This window comes from Nonomuraea sp. PA05 (genome assembly GCF_008086045.1).
GTDB classification, from domain to species: domain Bacteria; phylum Actinomycetota; class Actinomycetes; order Streptosporangiales; family Streptosporangiaceae; genus Nonomuraea; species Nonomuraea monospora.
Map to the genome: position 1 here is coordinate 150,697 of NZ_VSEY01000013.1, position 18,441 is coordinate 169,137.

An 18,441-nucleotide genomic window follows, 5' to 3' on the forward strand; every position below is an offset into this window, starting at 1 on the left:
CTCACTGACCCAGCTTCGCCTCGTCCGCGCCCGCGTCGGGAGTGAACAGCGGCTGGCCGAACTTCTCCTTCCCGTACGCGCCGATGAGCTGCTGCGCGGGCGCGGCGACGATCCAGTCGGCGAACGCCTTCGCGCCCTCCGGCCGGACGCGGTCACCGGCCTTCTTCGTCATCTCGATGACGTGGTAGACGTTCAGCAGGCTCGGATCGCCCTCGCTGAGCACCTCCAGCTCCAGGGTGTCGCGCTGGGTGAGGTAGGTGGCCCGGTCCGACAGGGTGTAGCCGGCCTTCTCGCTGGCGACCCGCAGGGTCTCGCCCATGCCCTGCCCGGTGGACTGGTACCAGGAGCCGCCGGGGGTCACCGCGGCCTTGGACCAGATGTCCTTCTCCTTGGCGTGCGTCCCCGACTCGTCGCCGCGCGAGACGAACGCCGCCCGGGCGTCCGCGATCCTCTTCAGCGCCTCCGCGCTCTTCGTGCCCCGGATCTTCGCCGCGTCGGCGGGCGGGCCGAGCAGCACGAAGTCGTTGTGCATGACCAGCCGACGGGAGCCGGCGCTCCCTTCGGCCACGAACTTCTCCTCCGCCGCGGGCGAGTGCACCAGGAGCACGTCCGCCTCGCCGCGCCGGCCCAGCTCGATGGCCTGGCCGCTGCCGACCGCGAGGGTCTTGACCTGCCAGCCGCTGTCGCGGGTGAAGGCGGGCAGCAGCTCGTCGAGCAGCCCGCTGTCCTGGGTGCTGGTCGTGGTGGCCAGAATCAGTGACTTGTCCGCCGCGGGGCTCGATGCCGCCGGGCCGGCTGTGGAGGGGGTGGTCCCGCAACCGGCGACCAAGACCGCCGCGACCCACGCGCCGATGAGCAAGAGCCTTCTACGTATCATCGTGGCCCTATCTGTGCTACTGCAGAGCAGTGCAAGTGTAAATTACCCAAGCGTGACCCGATATCGGGAAATCTGCACCGACCTCGCGCATCAGGTGACGGCGGGAACCCTGCACCCCGGCGACGAACTGCCCGGCATCCGCGAGCTCGCCCAGCAGTGGCACACCACCGCCTCCACCGTCAGCCGCGCCCAGCGCGCCCTCGCCGACGCCGGCGTGCTGGAGCTGGCCGACCGCCGCCGCGCCCGCATCGCCCCCGGCGCCGCGCTCGCCGCCCGCCGCTTCCTGCACGTGGACGCGGTCTTCACGCTCGCCGGCAGCGACGACCCCGCCCTCGACCTCCTCACGGGCACGATGGACGGCAAACTGAGGATCGTCACCCGCGAGGGCAGCGTCGCCGGCCTCAGCGCGGTACGCCAGGGCCACGCCGACGGAGCCGCCATCCACCTGCTGCACCAGACCGGCGTCTACAACGCGCCCTTCGCGCTCGGCATGCTGCGCGGCCACGAACCGCACCTCATCCACCTCTGGCGGCGCGAACAGGGCCTGATCGTCGCCCCGGGCAACCCCCACCGCATCACCCGGATCGCCGACCTCGCGGACCGGCGTGTCTCCGCCCGGCGCCCCGGCACCGGCACCCGGATCCTCCTCGACCGGCTGCTCCTGGCCGCCGGCCTCGACCCGGACGGCCTGCGGGGCCCGCAGGTGGGCTCCCACCTCGAAGCCGCCCTGGCCGTCGCCACCGGCACCGTCGACGCCGGCCTCGGGGTGCGTTCCGCCGCCACCGACCTGGGCCTCGAGTTCGTTCCGCTGACGTGGGAGGACTTCGACATCGGGCTGACCGGGCAGGCGCTCGGCCCGGCCGTCCACCTCATCGCCGCGCTGCGCACCCCCGCCCTGCGGCGCAGGATCGCCGCGCTGGGCGGCTACGACACCTCCCGTTCCGGCACCGTCACGAAACTCCCCGGCAACGTCGCGCGACACGTACCCACAGAACCGGAGCACGCACATGGGCCTGGGCGAACTCCCGCACGACCATGACGAGCACCCCCACTCGGGCGGCGCCGTCCACCACCTGCCCGCCGGCGCCAGACCGGAGGCTCCGCGCGATACGTCCCGGCTCGTAGCCGGACCTGGCGCAAAACCCTTTGAGACGGCGCGGGCGCGCTGGCTAGCCTGCCGTCCATGATCTCCCTCGCGCGGCACCGCCTGACCCCTGCCGAGACCGGCCCCGCGCTGCGCGCCCTGAGCGAGTGGACGCCCGCCGACGCCCCGTCCGGCGGCCTGCATCCCGGGGACGTGGGCTGGCAGCTACGGTTCGGCGACGCGGCCTTCTTCCTCTGGACGGACGGCACCGCCCCCGCGGCGGTCGGCTTCCTCGACGGCCCCGTCCTGCGCGTGACCGCCGCGCCGGACGCCGACCTCGAGGCGCTCGCCGCCGACGCGGAGGAGCTGGGCAACGACCAGTGCGACGGCCTGCCCATGCCGGGGTGGGGGTTCGACGAGGAGGCCTGGGCCGTCCTGTCGTGGACCCCGCGCCCGGTGACGAGCCGCGCCCAGCCGGTCGGCGAGTCCGACGCCGCCGACCGGGTGCTGGTGCAGCGGTCCGCCTTCGCGGGATCCACGTTCACCGTCGAGCGGTGGCGCACGATGAAGGAGTCGCCGGCGGGCGGGCTGGCCGTCGAGACCCTCGTACGCACCCCGTCGGGAGAGCCCGCCGCCGCCGCGACCGGATGGTTCGCGGGCGCGGGCCGGTGCGGCCTGCTCGAACCGGTCGGCACCCACCCGGACCATCGCGGGCACGGTTACGGGCGCGACGCCGTCCTGGGCGCGTGCGCGGCCCTCGCCGAGCGGGGGTCCAGCGCGGTCGCCGTCCTGACGCCGGCCGGCAACGAGGCGGCGGTGGCGCTCTACCGGTCGGCGGGGTTCACGGTCCTGCGCGAGAACCACGACCGGGTACGCCCTCGGCCCGCCTGAAGCCCTGCCGGGCCGGTCACCTGCCGGTCCGCCAGGCGTTCAGGAACGGCCATTTGACGTCGAGGTTCACCAGCTCGATGACCCGCCGATCGTCGAAGATGATGCGCTCGTTGCCCTTGTAGTAGCTGAATTTCGGCGTGTCCTTCTCGATCTCCAGGGAGATGTCGTCGAGGTCGCTGCGGAACCGCTTGGGCAGCAGCGCCTCACCGTAGAACGGCAGGGTGGGCACCTCGAACGTCTTGGAGAACAGCATGGTGGCGGATCCGCCCCGCACTCCAAGGTGCTGGATGGGGGCGGCCTTGGGGTCGGTGGAGTTGAAGTCGGTCAGGCCGTCGTACGGGATGGGGATCCTGAAGGGGCCGCTGACGATGCCGCTGTCCTCGAAGATGATCGCCTGGGTGCCCTTCGTCCAGGTGTGCCGCCAGCGGAACTTGGGCCCGCTGAACGCGATCGCCGCCGCGTCGATGTCGCGGGTGAACTGCTTGGGCAGGAACGGCCACTTCTTCTTGATCGACGCCGGGCCCTCGATGAGCCCGCGGTCGTTGAAGATGGCGTACTGGCTGCCGATCAACGCCATGTGCTTCCACAGGTTCCGCTCCTTCACCGTGGTGACCGCGTCGAAGGCGCGCAGTTCCGCGGCGGGTGAGCGGTCCTGGGGCGCGACGGCGGCCGTCGCGGACGGGGGTGCGGTCGCCGCACCCAGGGCGGCCACGGCCACCGCCAAGGCCAGCAGCCGCACTCTTGATCTCATCTTGCGCACGCTCCACTCCCATCGCCGGGTCGAGTTGCTCGAAGGTCACGAACGGTTCGCCCGGCAGGCGGCGGTGGATGAGGGGTGAACCGTCCAGGTGTGCCCGGTCCTGCCTGCGCCATGGCGGGCGGGTGATCAGGGCCGGGGCGTGGTCCGCGCTAAACTCGGCGGCGACGGCCAGGTCAGATCGGGATCGGACGGCGGGGCGCGGCATGGTGACCATGGAGGACGTTGCCCGGCTGGCCGGTGTGTCGAAGATGACCGTCTCCAACGTCGTCAACAACCGTGACGGCGTCAGCGACCAGGTGCGCCGGCGGGTGCTGGCGGCCATCCGGGAGTCGGGTTACCGCGTCAATCTCTCCGCCCGCTCGCTGAAGTCCGGGCGCACGGGCGTTCTCGGCCTGGCGGTGCCCGAGATCGACCTGCCGTACTTCAGCCATCTGGCCTCCCTCGTCATCGACGCGGCCAGGAGCCGGGGCTACCACGTCGCGCTGGAGCGGACCGGCGCGGTGGAGGCGGGCGAGGCCGACGCGCTCGCCCATTCCCGCATCCTGCAGTTCGACGGCCTGATCATGAGCGCCGTGGCCCTCAACGGGCTGGACGACCGGCTGACGGAGGCGGGCCATCCCATCGTGATGCTCGGCGAGCAGGACTTCGGCGACCGTCTCGACCACGTCGCCATGCCGAACGAGGAGGGCGTCAGGGCGGCGACGCTGCACCTGGCCGATCAGGGGTGCCGCCGGATCGGGATCGTCTCGGGCGTGCCCCGCGACGGGGTGAACGTGATCACCCGCCGCTACCACGGCTACCTGGCCGCGCTGGCCGAGCGCGGCCTGGACGCCGATCCGCCCCTGCTGCTGCCGCTGGAGGACATGACCATGGAGGCGGGCCGCGACACGGCGTACCGCATGGTGGATTCGGGGGTGGAGGTGGACGGGCTGGTGGCGGTGACCGACACCGTCGCCGCCGGGGTGCTGCGCGGCCTGGCCGACCGCGGTCTGCGGGTGCCGGACGACGTCCGGCTCATCGGTTTCGACGACGTCCCGCAGTCGCGGTTCCTGGTGCCCTCGTTGTCGTCCGTGGCGCCGGATCACCGGTGGATGGCGGAGACGGCGGTCGATCTGGTGGTGCAGCGGATAAGCGCGCCGTTGCGCCCGGCCGGCCAGTACGTGGCGCCGTTCGAGCTCATGATCCGCGAGTCGACACGCTGACTCGCCCTTGACGGTCGCGCTGTTCGCGTTAACACTCGTGCACATCTCCAAGTGCTCGGTCGTTACCGGTCCTCCCCCAGGCCGGATGTTAACGCTAACAAAGGAGTCCGCCGTGAATCTCCGCCGCAGAGCACTCGCCCTCCTGGCCGCGTTATGCGCGGTCCTCGTGGTCAACGCCTCCCCGGCCGCCGCCGCCAACACCGCCTACGTGTTCGCGTACTTCACCGAGTCCCCGAACATGAACGGCGCCAACTACGGCCTGCACCTCGCGGTCAGCCAGGACGGACTGAACTGGACCCCGCTCAACCAGAACAACCCCGTCGCCACCCCCACCGCCGGCACGCTCGGCCTGCGCGACCCGTTCATCCTGCGCAAGCAGGACGGCACGTTCGTCATCCTCGCCACCGACCTCAACGGCACCGACTTCAGCCAGAACAGCCAGTACCTGCACGTCTGGGACTCCACCAACCTGACGAGCCTCACCGGCTACCGCCGCATCCGCATGCACACCCTCAACACCCACACCTGGGCGCCGACCGCCTTCTGGGACGCCTCCCGCGGCCAGTACGGCATCGTCTACTCGGCCAACAACGGCACCGACGTCTTCATGGTCAACTACACGACCGACTTCCGCACCGTCACCGCCAACCAGGTCTACTTCAGCCCCGGCTTCCCCGTGCTCGACGGCGACATCGTGGTGGACGGCTCGACGTTCTACCTCTACTACAAGAACCTGTCCAACGGGCTGCTGTACGGGGCCCGCTCCTCCACCGGCGCCGCCAACAGCTACACCACCTACACCAGCGGCCTGCGCCAGGGCAACGCCATGGAAGCCCCGCTGCTGATCAAGAACAACGCCGGCACCGGCTGGTGGCTGTGGGGCGACTCCTTCAGCCCGGTCAACAACGACTACTACGCCTGGTCGTCCCCGAACGTCGGCGGCAACTCCTGGACGGTGCTCGACCAGCGCGCCTACACCCCGCCGCTGAACGCCAAGCACGGCTCCATCGCCGGCATCAGCGCCGCCGAATACAACGGCCTGATCTCCCGGTGGGGGACTCCCGCCTGGACGCGACTGAAGTCCTCGAACTTCCCCGACCGGTACGTGCGCCACGCCGACCTCGCCGGCCGCCTGGACGCCTACCCCTTCGACCCCTACCAGGACCAGCTCTGGCGGATGGCGCCCGGACTGGCCGACAGCACCGGGGTGTCGTTCGAGTCGGTCAACTACCCCGGCCGCTACCTGCGGCACAGCAACTACGCGATCCGGCTGGACATCAACGACAACACCGCCGCCTTCCGGGCGGACGCCACCTTCTACCGGGTCGCGGGGCTGGCCGATTCGGGCTGGTCGTCGTTCCGGTCGTACAACTTCCCTGACCGGTACCTGCGCCACTCCGGCTACCTGCTGCGCGTCGATCCGATCAGCACGGCCACCGATCGCGCGGACGCCACCTTCCGCCTCACCCCCTGACCCCGGGTCCAGGCGAGACACGACGCTCCAGTCGTACGACTTCCCCGACCGCCGCCTTGGCCATTCCGGGCCGGCGCGACGTTCCGCCTCACCGGCTGAGCGGCTCCCGTGCGGGCCGCGTCACCACGCGGCCCGCACGTCCCTGTAATTCCTTGACGGAGTGAGTACTCACTCCGTACCGTGTCGGGCATGACGAACTCCACGAACCGGCGCCGCGCGCCGGCCATGAGCCCCGAGCAGCGCCGCGAGATGATCGTGCGCGCCGCCCTCCCCCTGGTGGTCGAGTACGGCACGTCCGTGACCACCGCCCAGATCGCCCGGGCCGCGGGCATCGGCGAAGGCACCATCTTCCGCGCGTTCGGCGACAAGGAGACCCTGCTGGCCGCCTGCATGGCCGAGGCGGCGCGGCCCGACGACACGCTCGCCCACGTGGCGGCGATCTCCCTGGACCTGCCGCTGGCCGAGCGGCTGGAGGAGGCGGCCGACACGCTGCGCGGCTACCTGGCCAGGATGGGCGCGGTCGCCGGCGCCCTGGCCGCCTCCGGCGGGCTGCGCCGCGAGCCCGGCCTCCTCGCGGGCGCCCGCCCCGGCCAGGAGGCCGCCACCGGCACGAGCGACGCACGCGCGGGCTCCACCGCCGGGAGCAGCACGTCCGCGGGTTCGTCCGGCACGGCTGACGGTCCCTCCCAGGGTGCGGCGGCCCCTGGCGGCGGTGGTTCGCCCGGGGGCCCGGTCTCCGGCAGGGAGGCCTCGATGGCCGCCACCCGCGAGGCGCTCACGGGCCTGTTCGAGCCCGAACACGACCGCCTCAGAGCCGCCCCCGAACGCCTCGCCGACGCCTTCGCGTTCATGACCATGGCGGTGGGCCGGGGCGGCCCCTCCCCTCTCACCTCGGCCGAGCTGGTGGATCTCTTCCTGAACGGCGCGCTCCTCAAGGAGGGCGAACAGGGATGACCCCACCGGGCCTGTACAGCGACCTCCCGTCCCGCAGCCGCAAGCCGGTCACCTACGCCCTGCTCACCTCCTCCGTCAGCGTCCCGGTCTACGGCCGCTTCTCCGGCCTCCACTGCCGCGGGTCGGAGAAGACCTGGCGGGAAGGTGGGTGGTGGCAAGCTTCATGGGAGCCGACGCGCGTCAACGCTCAGGCTGCGAGCCCTGGGGTGGAGCGAAGGCCGTCGCAACGGGACGGATGACGCGCGGGCGCGTTGGGATCAGGCGCGACCTGTGACGTGTGAGTCCACGGCGATCATGTCCCGGCATCAGGTGCCGCCTGCCCGCCGCCGTCTTCCCGGCCGGCGTCACACGGCACGCGGCCATGAGAAGCGGCGCGACGATCACTTGTCAAGACGCGTTCCGCGCGGGCGGCCGGGATATACTCGCCAGTCAAAGCGATGCGGCCATATCGAGAAGGTGGTGACATGGCCGAGCGACGTACCCGCGGGCCGGGAGCGCACCATGAGGAGCGCCGTCATCAGATCGCCGACGCGGTGCTCGCCATCGTCGCGGAACGCGGCCTGGCCGCCGTGTCCCTGTCCGAGGTGGCCGTGCAGGCGGGCATCTCACCTGGCCGCGTGCAACACTATTTTCCAGCCAAGCGGCAGCTCATCGAGGCCGCCTTCGAGCGTGGCAACGCCCTCAGCAGCGCCCGCGTCAGGGAACGGACCGGCCGCGACCTCGACGCCGCCGAGCCGCGCCTGGTGCTCACGGTGGTGCTCACCGAGCTGATCCCGTACGACGCGACGACCGAGGCGCACCTGCGGGTCCGGCAGTCCTTCCACGCCTTCGCCTTCGCCGACGAGACCATCGCGGCCCGGCTGCGCGTCCTCTACTCCGACCTGCACGGCCGGTTGGGCGACCTCATCCGCGTCGGCCAGCGGGCCGGTCACGTCTCCGCGGGCCTGGACGCGCGACGGACGGCCGTGGCGCTGGTGGCCCTGGCCGAAGGGCTGGCCGCCAACGTCCTCATCGGCGTCACCAGCGCCGATGACGCCCGGGAGAGCGTGCTGGGCGCCGTCGCCGATCTCTACGCGGCGTAGCCGGACGTCGAGCGGCTCAGCCCTCCCGATGCCCCGGGCGTGCGGGCAACCGCCGCAGCAGGCTCAGGGCGGCATCCGTGATCACCGTGCCGGGCTGTCGCGCCTGCCTCCAGGAGGGGGAGCCGATGTGAACGGCAGATCGCCGGCGTCGTACAGCGCCGCGACGGTGATGCCGTCGCAGGTCGTGGTGGCAAGCTCCTCCTGCGAACGCACCAGCTCCAGTCCCGTCACGGCTCGTCCTTGATCTCGCAGAGCACCGCCCCGGCCGTGACCGTCGCACCGGCCACCGCCGACAGCCCGACCACGGTCCCGGCCTTGTGGGCGGTGAGCGGCTGCTCCATCTTCATGGCCTCCAGGACGACGACGGTGTCCCCCGCCTCCACGGTGTCGCCATCGGCGACCACGACCTTGACGATCGTCCCCTGCATGGGGCTCACCAGGGCATCGCCACCCGCCGCCGGAGCCGCCGCGCTCCGGCCGCGCCGAGGGGCGGGGCGAGCCGCGGGCTTGGCGGCGCCGCGTCCGGCGAGCCCTGCGGGCAGGACGACCTCCAGGCGCTTGCCCCCGACCTCGACCGTGATGCGCTCCAGCTCACCCGCCTCACCACCCGCGACGGCCGGCCCGGCGTACGGGGTGATGTCGTTGGCGAACTCGGTCTCGATCCATCGGGTGTGCACGGCGAAGTCGACGAAGGCCGGGTCCGTGACGACCGCGCGGTGGAAGGGCAGCGCGGTGGGCATGCCGTCGATCTCGAACTCGGCCAGGGCGCGGCGGGCACGCTGCAGGGCCTGCTCCCGGCCGGCGCCGGTGACGATCAGCTTGGCGATCAGGGAGTCGTAGCAGCCAGGCACGGTCTCGCCCTGCTCGTACCCGCTGTCCAGGCGGACGCCGGGGCCGGAGGGAGCACGCCAGCGCGTGATCGTTCCTGGCGCGGGCAGGAAGCCGCGGCCCGGGTCCTCGGCGTTGATCCGGAACTCGATGGAGTGGCCGCGCGGCGCCGGGTCGTCGTAGCCGAGCGGTTCGCCGCCGGCGATGCGGAACATCTCGCGGACCAGGTCGATGCCGGTGACCTCCTCGGTGACCGGGTGCTCGACCTGCAGCCGCGTGTTGACCTCCAGAAACGAGATCGTGCCGTCCTGCCCGACGAGGAACTCGCAGGTGCCCGCGCCGACGTAACCGGCCTCGCGCAGGATGGCCTTGGACGACTCGCGCAGCAACGCCTCCTGCTCCGTGGTGAGGAACGGGGCGGGCGCCTCCTCCACCAGCTTCTGGTGGCGGCGCTGGAGCGAGCAGTCGCGGGTGGAGACGACCACCACGGTGCCGTGGGCGTCCGCCAGGCACTGGGTCTCGACGTGGCGCGGCCGGTCCAGGTAACGCTCGACGAAGCACTCGCCCCGGCCGAACGACGCCACCGCCTCACGGACAGCGCTGTCGTACAGGTCGGGGATCTCCTCCAGCGTGCGGGCGACCTTGAGCCCGCGCCCGCCGCCGCCGAACGCCGCCTTGATCGCGATCGGCAGCCCGTGCTCCCGCGCGAAGGCCACCACCTCGCCGACGCCGGCCACCGGGTCGGCGGTCCCGGCGACGAGGGGCGCGCCGACCTTCTGCGCGATGTGCCTGGCCTGAACCTTGTCGCCGAGCGCGGTGATCGCGGACGGCGGCGGCCCGATCCAGGTCAGCCCCGCGTCGAGGACGGCCTCGGCGAAGGCGGCGTTCTCGGCCAGGAAGCCGTAGCCGGGGTGCACGGAGTCGGCGCCGGACCGCGCCGCCACCTCGACGATCTTCTCGATCGACAGGTACGTCTCCCCGTCGAGCGCGTACGCCTCGTCGGCCATCCTGACGTGCAGCGCGTCGCGGTCGGGTTCGGTGTAGACGGCCACGCTGCCGAGGCCGGCGTCCCGGCAGGCCCGGATGACGCGGACGGCGATCTCGCCGCGGTTGGCGATGAGCACCTTGCGCAGGCTCACGACTGTCCTCCGAAGTTCGGCTCCCGCCAGCGGCCGGGGCCGGGCGTGAGGGGGCGCCGCAGCGGGGGGCGGTGGCGGCGCGTCACGGGTACGGGTTCTGAACGGGCGGCGTGCAGGGCGACGAGCAGAGCGGCCAGTTCCTCGGGCGTCGGGGTGCCTTTGGTGATCTTCACAGCGGGATGTTCCCATGCTTCTTGGGCGGCAGGGCGTCGCGTTTGCCGCGCAGCAGCCGCAGCGCGCGGGTGACCTCGCGGCGGGTCTCACCCGGCCGGATCACCTTGTCCACGTAGCCGCGCTCGGCCGCCAGGTAGGGGGTGGCCAGGGTGTCCTCGTACTCGGCGATCAGCTCGGCGCGCAGCGCCTCGGGGTCGCCGGCGGCGGCCAGGCGCTTGCGGTGCAGGATGTTGACCGCGCCCTGGGCGCCCATGACGGCGATCTGCGCGGTGGCCCAGGCCAGGTTGACGTCCGCGCCGAGGTGTTTGGAGCCCATCACGTCGTACGCGCCGCCGTACGCCTTGCGGGTGATCACGGTGACCAGCGGCACGGTGGCCTCGCCGTAGGCGTACAGGAGCTTGGCGCCCCGCCGGATGATGCCGTTCCACTCCTGATCGGTGCCGGGCAGGAAGCCGGGCACGTCCACCAGCGTCAGCACCGGGATACTGAAGGCATCACAGGTGCGGACGAACCGGGCGGCCTTCTCGGAGGCGTCGATGTCGAGCGTGCCCGCCAGCCGCATCGGCTGGTTGGCGACGACGCCGACCGGGCGGCCCTCGACCCGGCCGAAGCCGATCACGATGTTGGGCGCGAACAGCTCCTGCACCTCCAGGAACTCGCCGTCGTCCAGCAGCGCGGCGATCACCTCGCGCATGTCGTAGGGCTGGTTCGGCGAGTCGGGGACGAGCGCGTCCAGGGCCGGATCGTCCGGCAGGTCCGCTTCGACGTGCGGGTGCGGCGGCTCGTCGAGGTTGTTGTCCGGCAGGTACGACAGCAGCGCCCGCGCGTAGTCGAGGGCGTCGTCCTCGTCGGAGGCCAGGTAGTGGGCGACGCCGCTGCGGCTGTTGTGCACCCGGCCGCCGCCCAGGTCCTCGAAGGACACGTCCTCGCCGGTGACGGTCTTGATGACGTCCGGGCCTGTGACGAACATGTGCGACGTCTCGTCCACCATGATCGTGAAGTCGGTGAGCGCCGGCGAGTACACGTGGCCGCCCGCGCACGCGCCCATGATGAGCGAGATCTGCGGGATCACCCCGGACGCCCGGATGTTGCGGCGGAAGATCTCCCCGTACAGGCCGAGCGAGACCACCCCCTCCTGGATCCGCGCCCCGGCCCCCTCGTTGATGCCGATGACGGGGCAGCCGTTGCGCATCGCCAGGTCCATCACCTTGCAGATCTTCTGCCCGTACACCTCGCCCAGCGAGCCGCCGGCCACCGTGAAGTCCTGCGAGAACACGCACACCTGGCGGCCGTCCACCGTGCCGTAGCCGGTCACCACGCCGTCGCCGTGGCCGAGCGATCCCTTGGCGAGCGCGTCCAGCTCGACGAACGAGCCGTCGTCCAGCAGCCGCTCGATCCGCTCCCTGGCGGTCAACCTGCCCTTGGCGTGCTGCTTGGCCGCCGCGCGCGCCTCGGCGGCGTGCACCGCCTCGTCCAGCCGCTCCTTCAGGCGGGCGAGACTGCCCGCGGTCCCCTGCGCTGCCATCCACCACCATCCGTAAGACTGAGTTTCATAAGTACGGTACTCAGTTCCGCAAGTGTTGAACACCCCTGTTTCCCGGGAGAATGACCCCTGTGCCGAAACCGCCGATCAAACACCGCCTCGCCGAGGCCGCCGTGGCGCTGTTCGACGAGCAGGGCTACGACGCGACCACCGTCGACGACATCGCGGCGCGCGCGGGCGTGAGCCGCAGCACGTTCTTCCGCTACCACCGCTCCAAGGAAGACGCGATCTTCCCCGACCACGACGCGCTGCTCGACAGGATCGACGCGCGGCTGCGCGCCTCCACGGCCGGCACCGCGATCGTCGCCATCACCGACGCCGTGCGCATCGTGCTCGCCCACTACGTGGACGACGCCGAGGTCTCACTCCGCCGCTACCGCCTCGTCCGCCAGGTCCCCGCCCTGCGCGACCGCGAGATCGCCAGCGTGGCCCGCTACCAGCGGCTGTTCCGCGAGTTCGTCGGCGCGTGGCTGGGCGACTCGCCCGACGCCGGGCTGCGCGCCGAGCTCATGGCGGCCTCCGTGGTGGCCGCCCACAACCAGGTGCTGCGGGGATGGCTGCGCTCCGGCGGCACGTACGACCCGAGCGGGCCGCTCGACCACGCGCTCGGGTACGTCATCGCCACCTTCCGCCATCTCGAACAGCCCCAGGACGACGACCAGGTCGTCGTCGCCACCTTCAGCCGCGCCGCGACGCCGCAGGCCGTCATGGCGGCCATCCAGCAACATCTGGAGTCCGGCGGCTGACGCGTCCCGCCGACGGTGACCGGCATGGGACTACGCATCGGTGCCTTGATCGTCGATTGTCAGGATCCCGGACGGCTGGCGCGGTTCTGGGCTGGTGATCAGCCGCCTGGAGGGGCTGGGGGCCACGCGCGCCGACGCCGGCCAGGGCGGCGACGTGCCGTGGGTGGTGATGGCCGACCCGGAGGGCAACGAGTTTCGCGTGCAGAGCGCCCATGCGCCGGACGTCCGGGCGGAGTGGCTGCGACGGTACGAGTCGCACCAGTTGCGCGGCCAGCTGTTCCAACCCGTGGAACTGCATGGAACGCCCCAGGGGGTGAGCGGACGACAGATCGACCCCGAAAGGGCGCGAGATGGCCCCATCCCCCTGGGCGGACGGCGCGGACTGCCCGCACGTTCACCCCCGTCCCCCGTCGACCTGGCTGCACTACGGCCTGATCCCGGCGCCCGACCGGCGGCCCGCCCTCTACGCCGAACTGCGCGCCACCGCCACCGCCCTGCTGGACGGCGGCAGGGCCCGCGAGTTCTTCTTCATGCACAAGCCGCCCGGCCTGCGCGTCCGCTTCCAGTCCGCGCACGCCGGCACGCACGCCGGCACGCGCGCCGGCCTCGACGGCGAGCTGAGCGAGGTGCTGGACGGGTGGCGGCGCGACGGGCTGCTGCGGGAGTGGCGCGGCGGCGTCTACGAGCCTGAGGAGTACCTGTTCGGCGGCCCCGTCTCCATGGCCGGCGTGCACCGCGTCTTCACCGCCGACTCGCTCGCCTGGCTCGGCCACCACGCCGCCCCTGCCGGGGTGCGCGCCGGGCAGGCGTGGACCATGTCGCTGCCGATGATGCGCGCCGTGCTGGACTCGCTGGACATCGCCGGCTGGGAGGACCTGGACGTCTGGGACCGCCTGCGCCGCCAGACCGGCCGCCGCCTCGCCGACCCCGGCCGCCTGCCCGCCGGCGCGGTCACCGTCGCCTCGGCCCTGCGCGCCGCCTGGTCGGCGCCGCACCGGCTCGTCGCCGCCCTTCCTCCGCATGCGGCCGAGCTGGTCGAACGTTACCGGGAGGCGGTGATGGCGGCTGGGCGGCGGTGGCTGGACAGCTACTTCACCGTGGGGCAGCCCGCCGTCGGGCCCAGGGAGGCGGCGGCGTTCGTGATCGTGTTCCACTGGAACCGGGCCGGCCTGTCCGCGGCGCGCCAGGCACTGATCGTGGAGGCGCTCATGGCCAGGCCCGGCGAGACGCTGGCGGCCAGGCCGGGGCTCGGCGGCGATGAGGCGCTCCCAGCCGGTTCGCACGGCGATGAGGCGCTCCCAGCCGGTTCGCACGGCGATGAGGCGCTCCCAGCCGGTTCGCACGGCGATGAGGCGCTCCCAGCCGGTTCGCGCGGCGATGAGGCCGGTTCGGGCGGCGGTGAGGCGCGATGACGGCGCTGTTGCGGACGGCGGGGCTGCCGGTGCGGTTGTGGGTGGCCGCCGGGTCGCCTGAGCTGTTCGCGCTGCTACGGACGCTGGAGCGGGCCGAACGCGACCACGCGGCGCTGGGGGTGGCGCTGGCCGAGGCCATCGGGCGTGAGGTGGTGCCGTCGGCGGAGCTGACGGTGGTCGAGCGCCGGCTGGCGCTGGCGGCACGACGGCGGCTGCACCGCGCCCTGCCGCTCACGTCCGGCGACCACGCACGACTCGCCGAGCTGGCCGATCGTCTTGCGAGCGCGTCCGCACCCCGCTGGACCGCGAACGGGAGCGACCGCCCCCTTGCCGCCGCACTGGACCGGGCCGGAAAGTTGTGGCAGGCGCTGGAGGACCTGCGGGCGAGCGTCGCGCGCCACCACGACGGCGAACGCGAGCGCCTGGCCGCCGCCGCGTACGAGTCGCTGCTGCGCACCCCGGCCGGACGGAACGCCCTGCGGGACGGCACGATCCCGGTCGGCGCCGAGGTGGCGGAGCGGCTGGCCGCGGGGCGCACCTGGGCGGACAGGGGACTGCGGCACCGTTCCGACCACCTGTGGCGCATGATCGCCAGAGGCTCGGCGAAGGTCACGCCCAGAAGCTGGCTGGGCCACGTGGCCCTGGTCCACGCCGGCGAGGCGGCCACTCCGTCCGGGCCGCTCACCCTCACCGGCGAGTTCTCCACCGACTGGATCGAGAACGCCCACAACACCCACACCGCCCCCGGCGGCCTCCCCGCCCCGGACGCCCGCGTGTCCTTCGCCCCGCTCAGCCACCTGACACCCACCCAGGTGGAGGTCCTGGCCCTCGACCCGCGCGAGGACGTCGTGCTCACCCCGGTCCGCATCCGCCGCACACCCCTGATCGACGCCCTCTCCCACGCCTTGAAGCAAGGAGCCCGCCCGCTGGCCGAGGTGGAGACGGCCCTGCTGCCCCCTCAAGCACGCCCGGAGGAACGCGAGACCCTCCGTCACTTCGTCTCCCGCCTGGCAGCGATGGGCGTCCTGCAGATCCGCCCGCCCGCCACCCGCCGCAGCGAGCCCTGGCGCTCCACCACGTCGGCGACCCCACGCGTGGACGGCGGCTACCTCGACGTCTACCGGCGCACCACCAGCACGATCCCGGACCTCGGCACCCTGCGCCAGGCGATCACCGGAGCCCTCCGCCTGCACGCCCTCACCCCTACGACCCACCACGACGTACCCGCCCACGTGCACGACGACGACCGCCCGGTCCTGGACATCCTGCGCGACCAACTGGCCGGCCTCCCCCACTCCCCCGCCCGCCGCGCCCGCGACCGCCGCCACGGCTGGCCACCCCCACACGGCGGAGCCTACGAACGCCTGCTGACCTGGCTGAACGACCAGGCCGCCGCCTCGACGGGCCCGATCGACCTGAGCCAGACCGTCCTGGACACGTTCGGCGCGCCCCCGCGCCGCACCCCCTGGCCCCTGGACGCCATCGTGCGCCCCCTCCCCGGCCACCGCTGGGCCCTGGACCTCATCGGCCCCGCCGCGGTACTCGACGCCCGCTTCGTCACGACTTTGGAACGTTTGAACGGCCCCCTCCCCCAGGCCGACGCCTACCGCGCGTTCCTCCGCCACCTGACCGCCGCCACCGGCGTCCCCTCCGTCGAGGTGCTCTTCCCGTCCCTGTCCCGGTACGCCGCCAACGCCGTACGCCGCCCCCTCTACACCACCGCCTGGACCGGCGACCCTGACCTGCCCGCGTACTGCGACGGACCACCGCGCAGCGGAACGACATGCTTCCTGCCGCTCGGCGACCTCACCGCGCGGCGCGAGAAGGACCGGGTCGTGGTCTCCCATCGCGGCGAGCCCATCAGGCCGCTCTACCACTCCGTCCGCAACGCCCCACCCCCGTGGGACCTCCTGACGGCGCTGCTGCTCGGCTCCTCCCCCCAGACCGCCGCCTGGCGGCGCAGGCTACGGCACCCGCTGGCCGCCCTGCCGGACCGGGACCACGTCCCCCGGCTCACCGCCGGACCTTCGCTGGTGCTGTCGGCGGCCCAGTGGCGGGTCCCGCCCGCCCTGCTGCCCCCGCCGGGCGCGGGCGAGCTGGCCAAGGCCCGGCGCCTGATCCGCCTGCGCGACCGCCTGGGCCTGCCGCGCTGGATCTACGTCTCCACCGGCCCGGGCGCGGCCCGGCCGCAGCCGTGCGACCTGGAGAGCCTGTACGCCGCCCGCGTGCTCGAACAGGCCGCCGCCCAGGCCACGACGGACGGCACCGACCTGGTGATCGAGGAGATGCTCCCCTCACCGGACGAGCTGACGGTCCTCGACCTGGCCGACCCCGGCGGGTCGCCCGTGGCAGCCGAGCTGATGATCCGCATCCCCGCCGACGGGAGCGACGAGACGTCCCTGCCCGCAATCGTCCAGGAGAGGAGGTGAAACGCATGGAGAACAACCCGTCCAAGGTGATCGCGTTCGGCGACCTCGACGCGCTCATCCAGGAGCTCGAGTCGCAGTTCGACGACAGCGTCATGCTGCCGCAGGACGTCCTGGGCCAGACCCAGGGCTGCACGCAGACGCCGAAGTGCACCGGTAGCTGCCCGTGCTAGCAGCGCTCCTTACCCGTCGCCACCGGCGGAGGAGGTGAAACACATGGAGCACAACCCGTCCGAGCTGGTCGCCTTCGACGACCTCGACACGCTCATCCAGGAGCTGGAATCGCAGTTCGACGACAGCGTCATGCTGCCGCAGGACGTCCTGGGCCAGACCCAGGGCTGCACGCAGCACCCGAACTGCACCGGTAGCTGCCCCTGTTAGCGGACCGGCCCGCTGAGGAGAACGGGTGAGCCGCCGGCGGGGAATGGCCGCCGGCGGCTCACCCTCTCACCCAACCATCTACCTGACCGAGGGAAGGGCTGGCGCTTCGATGACGGCGTCCACACGTGAGAACGACACCTTCGCGCTGATCGGCCCGCTGGCCAGGCGGGTGCTGACGGCGTTCGCGGAAACGGCGCCGGCGGGGCGGCGCGGCGAGGAGTACAGCATCGACTTCGGCCCCGCCGTCATCGCCTCCCTCCTCACCGGCCCGCCCGCACCGAGCCCCCACAAGCCAGGCCCGCACGAACCGAGCCCCCACAAGCCGGGCCCGCACGAACCGAGCGCCGTCGTTCGCGGGACGGGCCCCGGCGAGCCGGAGTCACGGGCGCTGGCCGCCTGGCTGCACCAGCTCCGCGCCGCCTGCACCCATCCCGGCCTGTACGGGTGGGGCGGTGCGGGCTACCTGCTCGGCCTGCGCCTGGCCACCCCCGCCTGGCCCGCGCTGGCACCCCTGGCCGCCCGGCTGCGGCGCGAGCTGGCGCGCGAACACGTGCACTGGCACCGCCACCCCCTCGCCTGGTACGACTACGACATCGTCACCGGCACAGCCGGAACCCTGATGGTGCTCGCCACCGACCCCGATCTCCAGCCCGGCGACCTGGACCTCGCGGTGAGCCACCTGACCAGGCTGTGCTCCGACGACGAGCTGACCGGGCTGCGCGTCGGCAGCTACCGCGACGAGCCCATGCGAGGCTGGAACCACGGTCGCGTCAACACCGGCGTCGCCCACGGCGCGGCCGGAGTGACGCTCGCACTGTGCGCCGCCGCCGACGCAACCGGCCTCCACAACCCGCCCGCCGCCCGGCCGGCCCAACCCGACGCCGGACCCGCCCAACCCGACGCCGGACCCGCCCGACCCGACGGCCGACCCGACGACAGGCCGGCCGACCGGCTCGCCACCGCACTGACCCGCCTCTCCCGCTGGCTGACCGCCCAGAGCCGCGTCAACGACGACGGCATGATCACCTGGCCGCAGGCGGGCGACATGAACCGCCTCCAGCGCCGCCCACAGGCCTGGTGCTACGGCACACCCGGCGTCTCCTGGGCGCTGTGGGAGGCCGGACGGATCCTCGGCGACGACGAGACACAACGCTTCGCCCTGACGGCCATGTCCACCTTCCTCGAAACGTACGACGAGAACGTGGACCGCCCGGACGTGAGCATCTGCCACGGCCTGCCCGGATTGATCCTGCTGTGCGACACCTTCGACCGGCACACCGGCCTGGAGGGCGCGGCGACGCTGCGCGACCACCTGGCAGGCCGCCTCACCGACCGCCTCGCAGAGGTCGCCGAGCTGTCGGCACAGGACAACAACACCCTGCTCAGCGGCGCCGCCGGAGCATGCGCCGCCCTCCTGACCGTGTACGGCGGCAACCGCGCCTGGCTGCCCGCCCTCGGCCTCCGGTGA

18 protein-coding genes and 1 pseudogene are annotated in these 18,441 nt (G+C 72.6%); 13 read left to right on the forward strand and 6 right to left on the reverse strand.

The window, feature by feature from the left end; genetic code table 11:
* Nucleotide 1 precedes the first annotated feature (1 nt).
* The gene (locus FXF51_RS21700; protein WP_222871402.1) at nucleotides 2–859 is read right to left on the reverse strand and encodes a substrate-binding domain-containing protein; all 858 of its coding nucleotides are present in this window, start codon (nucleotides 857–859) and stop codon (nucleotides 2–4) included.
* A 70-nt stretch (nucleotides 860–929) separates the two neighbouring features.
* Here FXF51_RS21700 and FXF51_RS21705 point away from each other — a divergent pair, with 70 nt between their 5' ends.
* Together FXF51_RS21705 and FXF51_RS21710 are read left to right on the forward strand one after the other, a co-directional pair.
* On the forward strand, nucleotides 930–1,916 hold the full coding sequence (locus FXF51_RS21705) for a substrate-binding domain-containing protein (protein ID WP_148436353.1): 987 nt from the start codon (nucleotides 930–932) through the stop codon (nucleotides 1,914–1,916).
* A 144-nt stretch (nucleotides 1,917–2,060) separates the two neighbouring features.
* Nucleotides 2,061–2,852, forward strand: a complete 792-nt coding sequence (locus FXF51_RS21710; RefSeq protein ID WP_148436354.1) for a GNAT family N-acetyltransferase — start codon at nucleotides 2,061–2,063, stop codon at nucleotides 2,850–2,852.
* Nucleotides 2,853–2,868: 16 nt separating this feature from the next.
* On the opposite strand, the gene FXF51_RS21715 is transcribed toward FXF51_RS21710, so the two are convergent.
* Nucleotides 2,869–3,603: a hypothetical protein gene (locus tag FXF51_RS21715; protein ID WP_148436355.1), complete on the reverse strand. Its 735-nt coding sequence runs from the start codon at nucleotides 3,601–3,603 to the stop codon at nucleotides 2,869–2,871.
* Between the two features lie 221 nt (nucleotides 3,604–3,824).
* On the opposite strand from FXF51_RS21715, the gene FXF51_RS21720 reads away from it, so the two are divergent.
* From FXF51_RS21720 to FXF51_RS21735, 4 genes are all read left to right on the forward strand, one after another.
* The gene (locus FXF51_RS21720; protein ID WP_148436356.1) at nucleotides 3,825–4,814 is read left to right on the forward strand and encodes a LacI family DNA-binding transcriptional regulator; all 990 of its coding nucleotides are present in this window, start codon (nucleotides 3,825–3,827) and stop codon (nucleotides 4,812–4,814) included.
* A gap of 112 nt (nucleotides 4,815–4,926) precedes the next feature.
* Nucleotides 4,927–6,288, forward strand: a complete 1,362-nt coding sequence (locus FXF51_RS21725; RefSeq protein WP_262379719.1) for a glycoside hydrolase family 43 protein — start codon at nucleotides 4,927–4,929, stop codon at nucleotides 6,286–6,288.
* Between the two features lie 189 nt (nucleotides 6,289–6,477).
* Nucleotides 6,478–7,242, forward strand: coding sequence for a TetR/AcrR family transcriptional regulator (locus FXF51_RS62720; protein WP_262379720.1), 765 nt, complete (start codon nucleotides 6,478–6,480; stop codon nucleotides 7,240–7,242).
* Nucleotides 7,243–7,706: 464 nt separating this feature from the next.
* Nucleotides 7,707–8,324, forward strand: coding sequence for a TetR/AcrR family transcriptional regulator (locus FXF51_RS21735; RefSeq protein ID WP_148436358.1), 618 nt, complete (start codon nucleotides 7,707–7,709; stop codon nucleotides 8,322–8,324).
* Nucleotides 8,325–8,405: 81 nt separating this feature from the next.
* Here the strand turns inward: FXF51_RS21735 and FXF51_RS60895 are convergent, their stop codons facing one another.
* From FXF51_RS60895 to FXF51_RS21750, 4 genes are read right to left on the reverse strand one after another with little or no spacing between them, the layout of a single operon-like run.
* Nucleotides 8,406–8,555, reverse strand: coding sequence for a hypothetical protein (locus FXF51_RS60895; protein ID WP_187414494.1), 150 nt, complete (start codon nucleotides 8,553–8,555; stop codon nucleotides 8,406–8,408).
* On the reverse strand, nucleotides 8,552–10,285 hold the full coding sequence (locus tag FXF51_RS21740) for an acetyl/propionyl/methylcrotonyl-CoA carboxylase subunit alpha (protein WP_148436457.1): 1,734 nt from the start codon (nucleotides 10,283–10,285) through the stop codon (nucleotides 8,552–8,554). Before FXF51_RS21740 ends, FXF51_RS60895 begins: the two co-directional genes overlap by 4 nt.
* 2 nt (nucleotides 10,286–10,287) lie before the next feature.
* Complete coding sequence (locus FXF51_RS21745; RefSeq protein ID WP_148436359.1) at nucleotides 10,288–10,464, reverse strand: acyl-CoA carboxylase epsilon subunit; 177 nt, start codon at nucleotides 10,462–10,464, stop codon at nucleotides 10,288–10,290.
* A complete protein-coding gene (locus tag FXF51_RS21750) occupies nucleotides 10,461–11,990 on the reverse strand; it encodes an acyl-CoA carboxylase subunit beta (RefSeq protein WP_148436360.1) in 1,530 nt (509 codons plus the stop codon). Before FXF51_RS21750 ends, FXF51_RS21745 begins: the two co-directional genes overlap by 4 nt.
* Nucleotides 11,991–12,079: 89 nt before the next feature.
* Here FXF51_RS21750 and FXF51_RS21755 point away from each other — a divergent pair, with 89 nt between their 5' ends.
* From FXF51_RS21755 to FXF51_RS21775, 7 genes and pseudogenes are all read left to right on the forward strand, one after another.
* Nucleotides 12,080–12,754, forward strand: coding sequence for a TetR/AcrR family transcriptional regulator (locus FXF51_RS21755; protein ID WP_148436361.1), 675 nt, complete (start codon nucleotides 12,080–12,082; stop codon nucleotides 12,752–12,754).
* Between the two features lie 94 nt (nucleotides 12,755–12,848).
* Nucleotides 12,849–12,944 (forward strand): annotated as a pseudogene (locus FXF51_RS21760) (VOC family protein); the annotation flags it as partial.
* Nucleotides 12,945–13,104: 160 nt separating this feature from the next.
* Nucleotides 13,105–14,166: a thiopeptide-type bacteriocin biosynthesis protein gene (locus FXF51_RS21765; RefSeq protein WP_148436362.1), complete on the forward strand. Its 1,062-nt coding sequence runs from the start codon at nucleotides 13,105–13,107 to the stop codon at nucleotides 14,164–14,166.
* Complete coding sequence (locus FXF51_RS21770; protein WP_148436363.1) at nucleotides 14,163–16,595, forward strand: lantibiotic dehydratase; 2,433 nt, start codon at nucleotides 14,163–14,165, stop codon at nucleotides 16,593–16,595. Before FXF51_RS21765 ends, FXF51_RS21770 begins: the two co-directional genes overlap by 4 nt.
* Entirely contained in the window at nucleotides 16,592–16,765 is a 174-nt protein-coding gene (locus tag FXF51_RS60900; RefSeq protein WP_187414495.1) for a hypothetical protein, read from the forward strand. The genes FXF51_RS21770 and FXF51_RS60900 overlap by 4 nt, the downstream gene beginning before the upstream one ends.
* A 43-nt stretch (nucleotides 16,766–16,808) precedes the next feature.
* Nucleotides 16,809–16,973, forward strand: coding sequence for a hypothetical protein (locus FXF51_RS60905; RefSeq protein ID WP_187414496.1), 165 nt, complete (start codon nucleotides 16,809–16,811; stop codon nucleotides 16,971–16,973).
* Nucleotides 16,974–17,082: 109 nt separating this feature from the next.
* Nucleotides 17,083–18,441, forward strand: a complete 1,359-nt coding sequence (locus FXF51_RS21775; RefSeq protein ID WP_187414497.1) for a lanthionine synthetase LanC family protein — start codon at nucleotides 17,083–17,085, stop codon at nucleotides 18,439–18,441.

What these genes read in the sequence shown, in the direction of transcription:
- FXF51_RS21720 (WP_148436356.1), top strand. Translation starts at nt 3,825, where the DNA reads ATGGAGGACGTTGCCCGGCTGGCCGGTGTGTCGAAGATGACCGTCTCC.
- FXF51_RS21765 (WP_148436362.1), top strand. Translation starts at nt 13,105, where the DNA reads ATGGCCCCATCCCCCTGGGCGGACGGCGCGGACTGCCCGCACGTTCAC.
- FXF51_RS21775 (WP_187414497.1), top strand. Translation starts at nt 17,083, where the DNA reads ATGACGGCGTCCACACGTGAGAACGACACCTTCGCGCTGATCGGCCCG.
- FXF51_RS21715 (WP_148436355.1), bottom strand. Translation starts at nt 3,603, where the DNA reads ATGAGATCAAGAGTGCGGCTGCTGGCCTTGGCGGTGGCCGTGGCCGCC.
- FXF51_RS21770 (WP_148436363.1), top strand. Translation starts at nt 14,163, where the DNA reads ATGACGGCGCTGTTGCGGACGGCGGGGCTGCCGGTGCGGTTGTGGGTG.
- FXF51_RS60905 (WP_187414496.1), top strand. Translation starts at nt 16,809, where the DNA reads ATGGAGCACAACCCGTCCGAGCTGGTCGCCTTCGACGACCTCGACACG.
- FXF51_RS21735 (WP_148436358.1), top strand. Translation starts at nt 7,707, where the DNA reads ATGGCCGAGCGACGTACCCGCGGGCCGGGAGCGCACCATGAGGAGCGC.
- FXF51_RS21710 (WP_148436354.1), top strand. Translation starts at nt 2,061, where the DNA reads ATGATCTCCCTCGCGCGGCACCGCCTGACCCCTGCCGAGACCGGCCCC.
- FXF51_RS21750 (WP_148436360.1), bottom strand. Translation starts at nt 11,990, where the DNA reads ATGGCAGCGCAGGGGACCGCGGGCAGTCTCGCCCGCCTGAAGGAGCGG.
- FXF51_RS62720 (WP_262379720.1), top strand. Translation starts at nt 6,478, where the DNA reads ATGACGAACTCCACGAACCGGCGCCGCGCGCCGGCCATGAGCCCCGAG.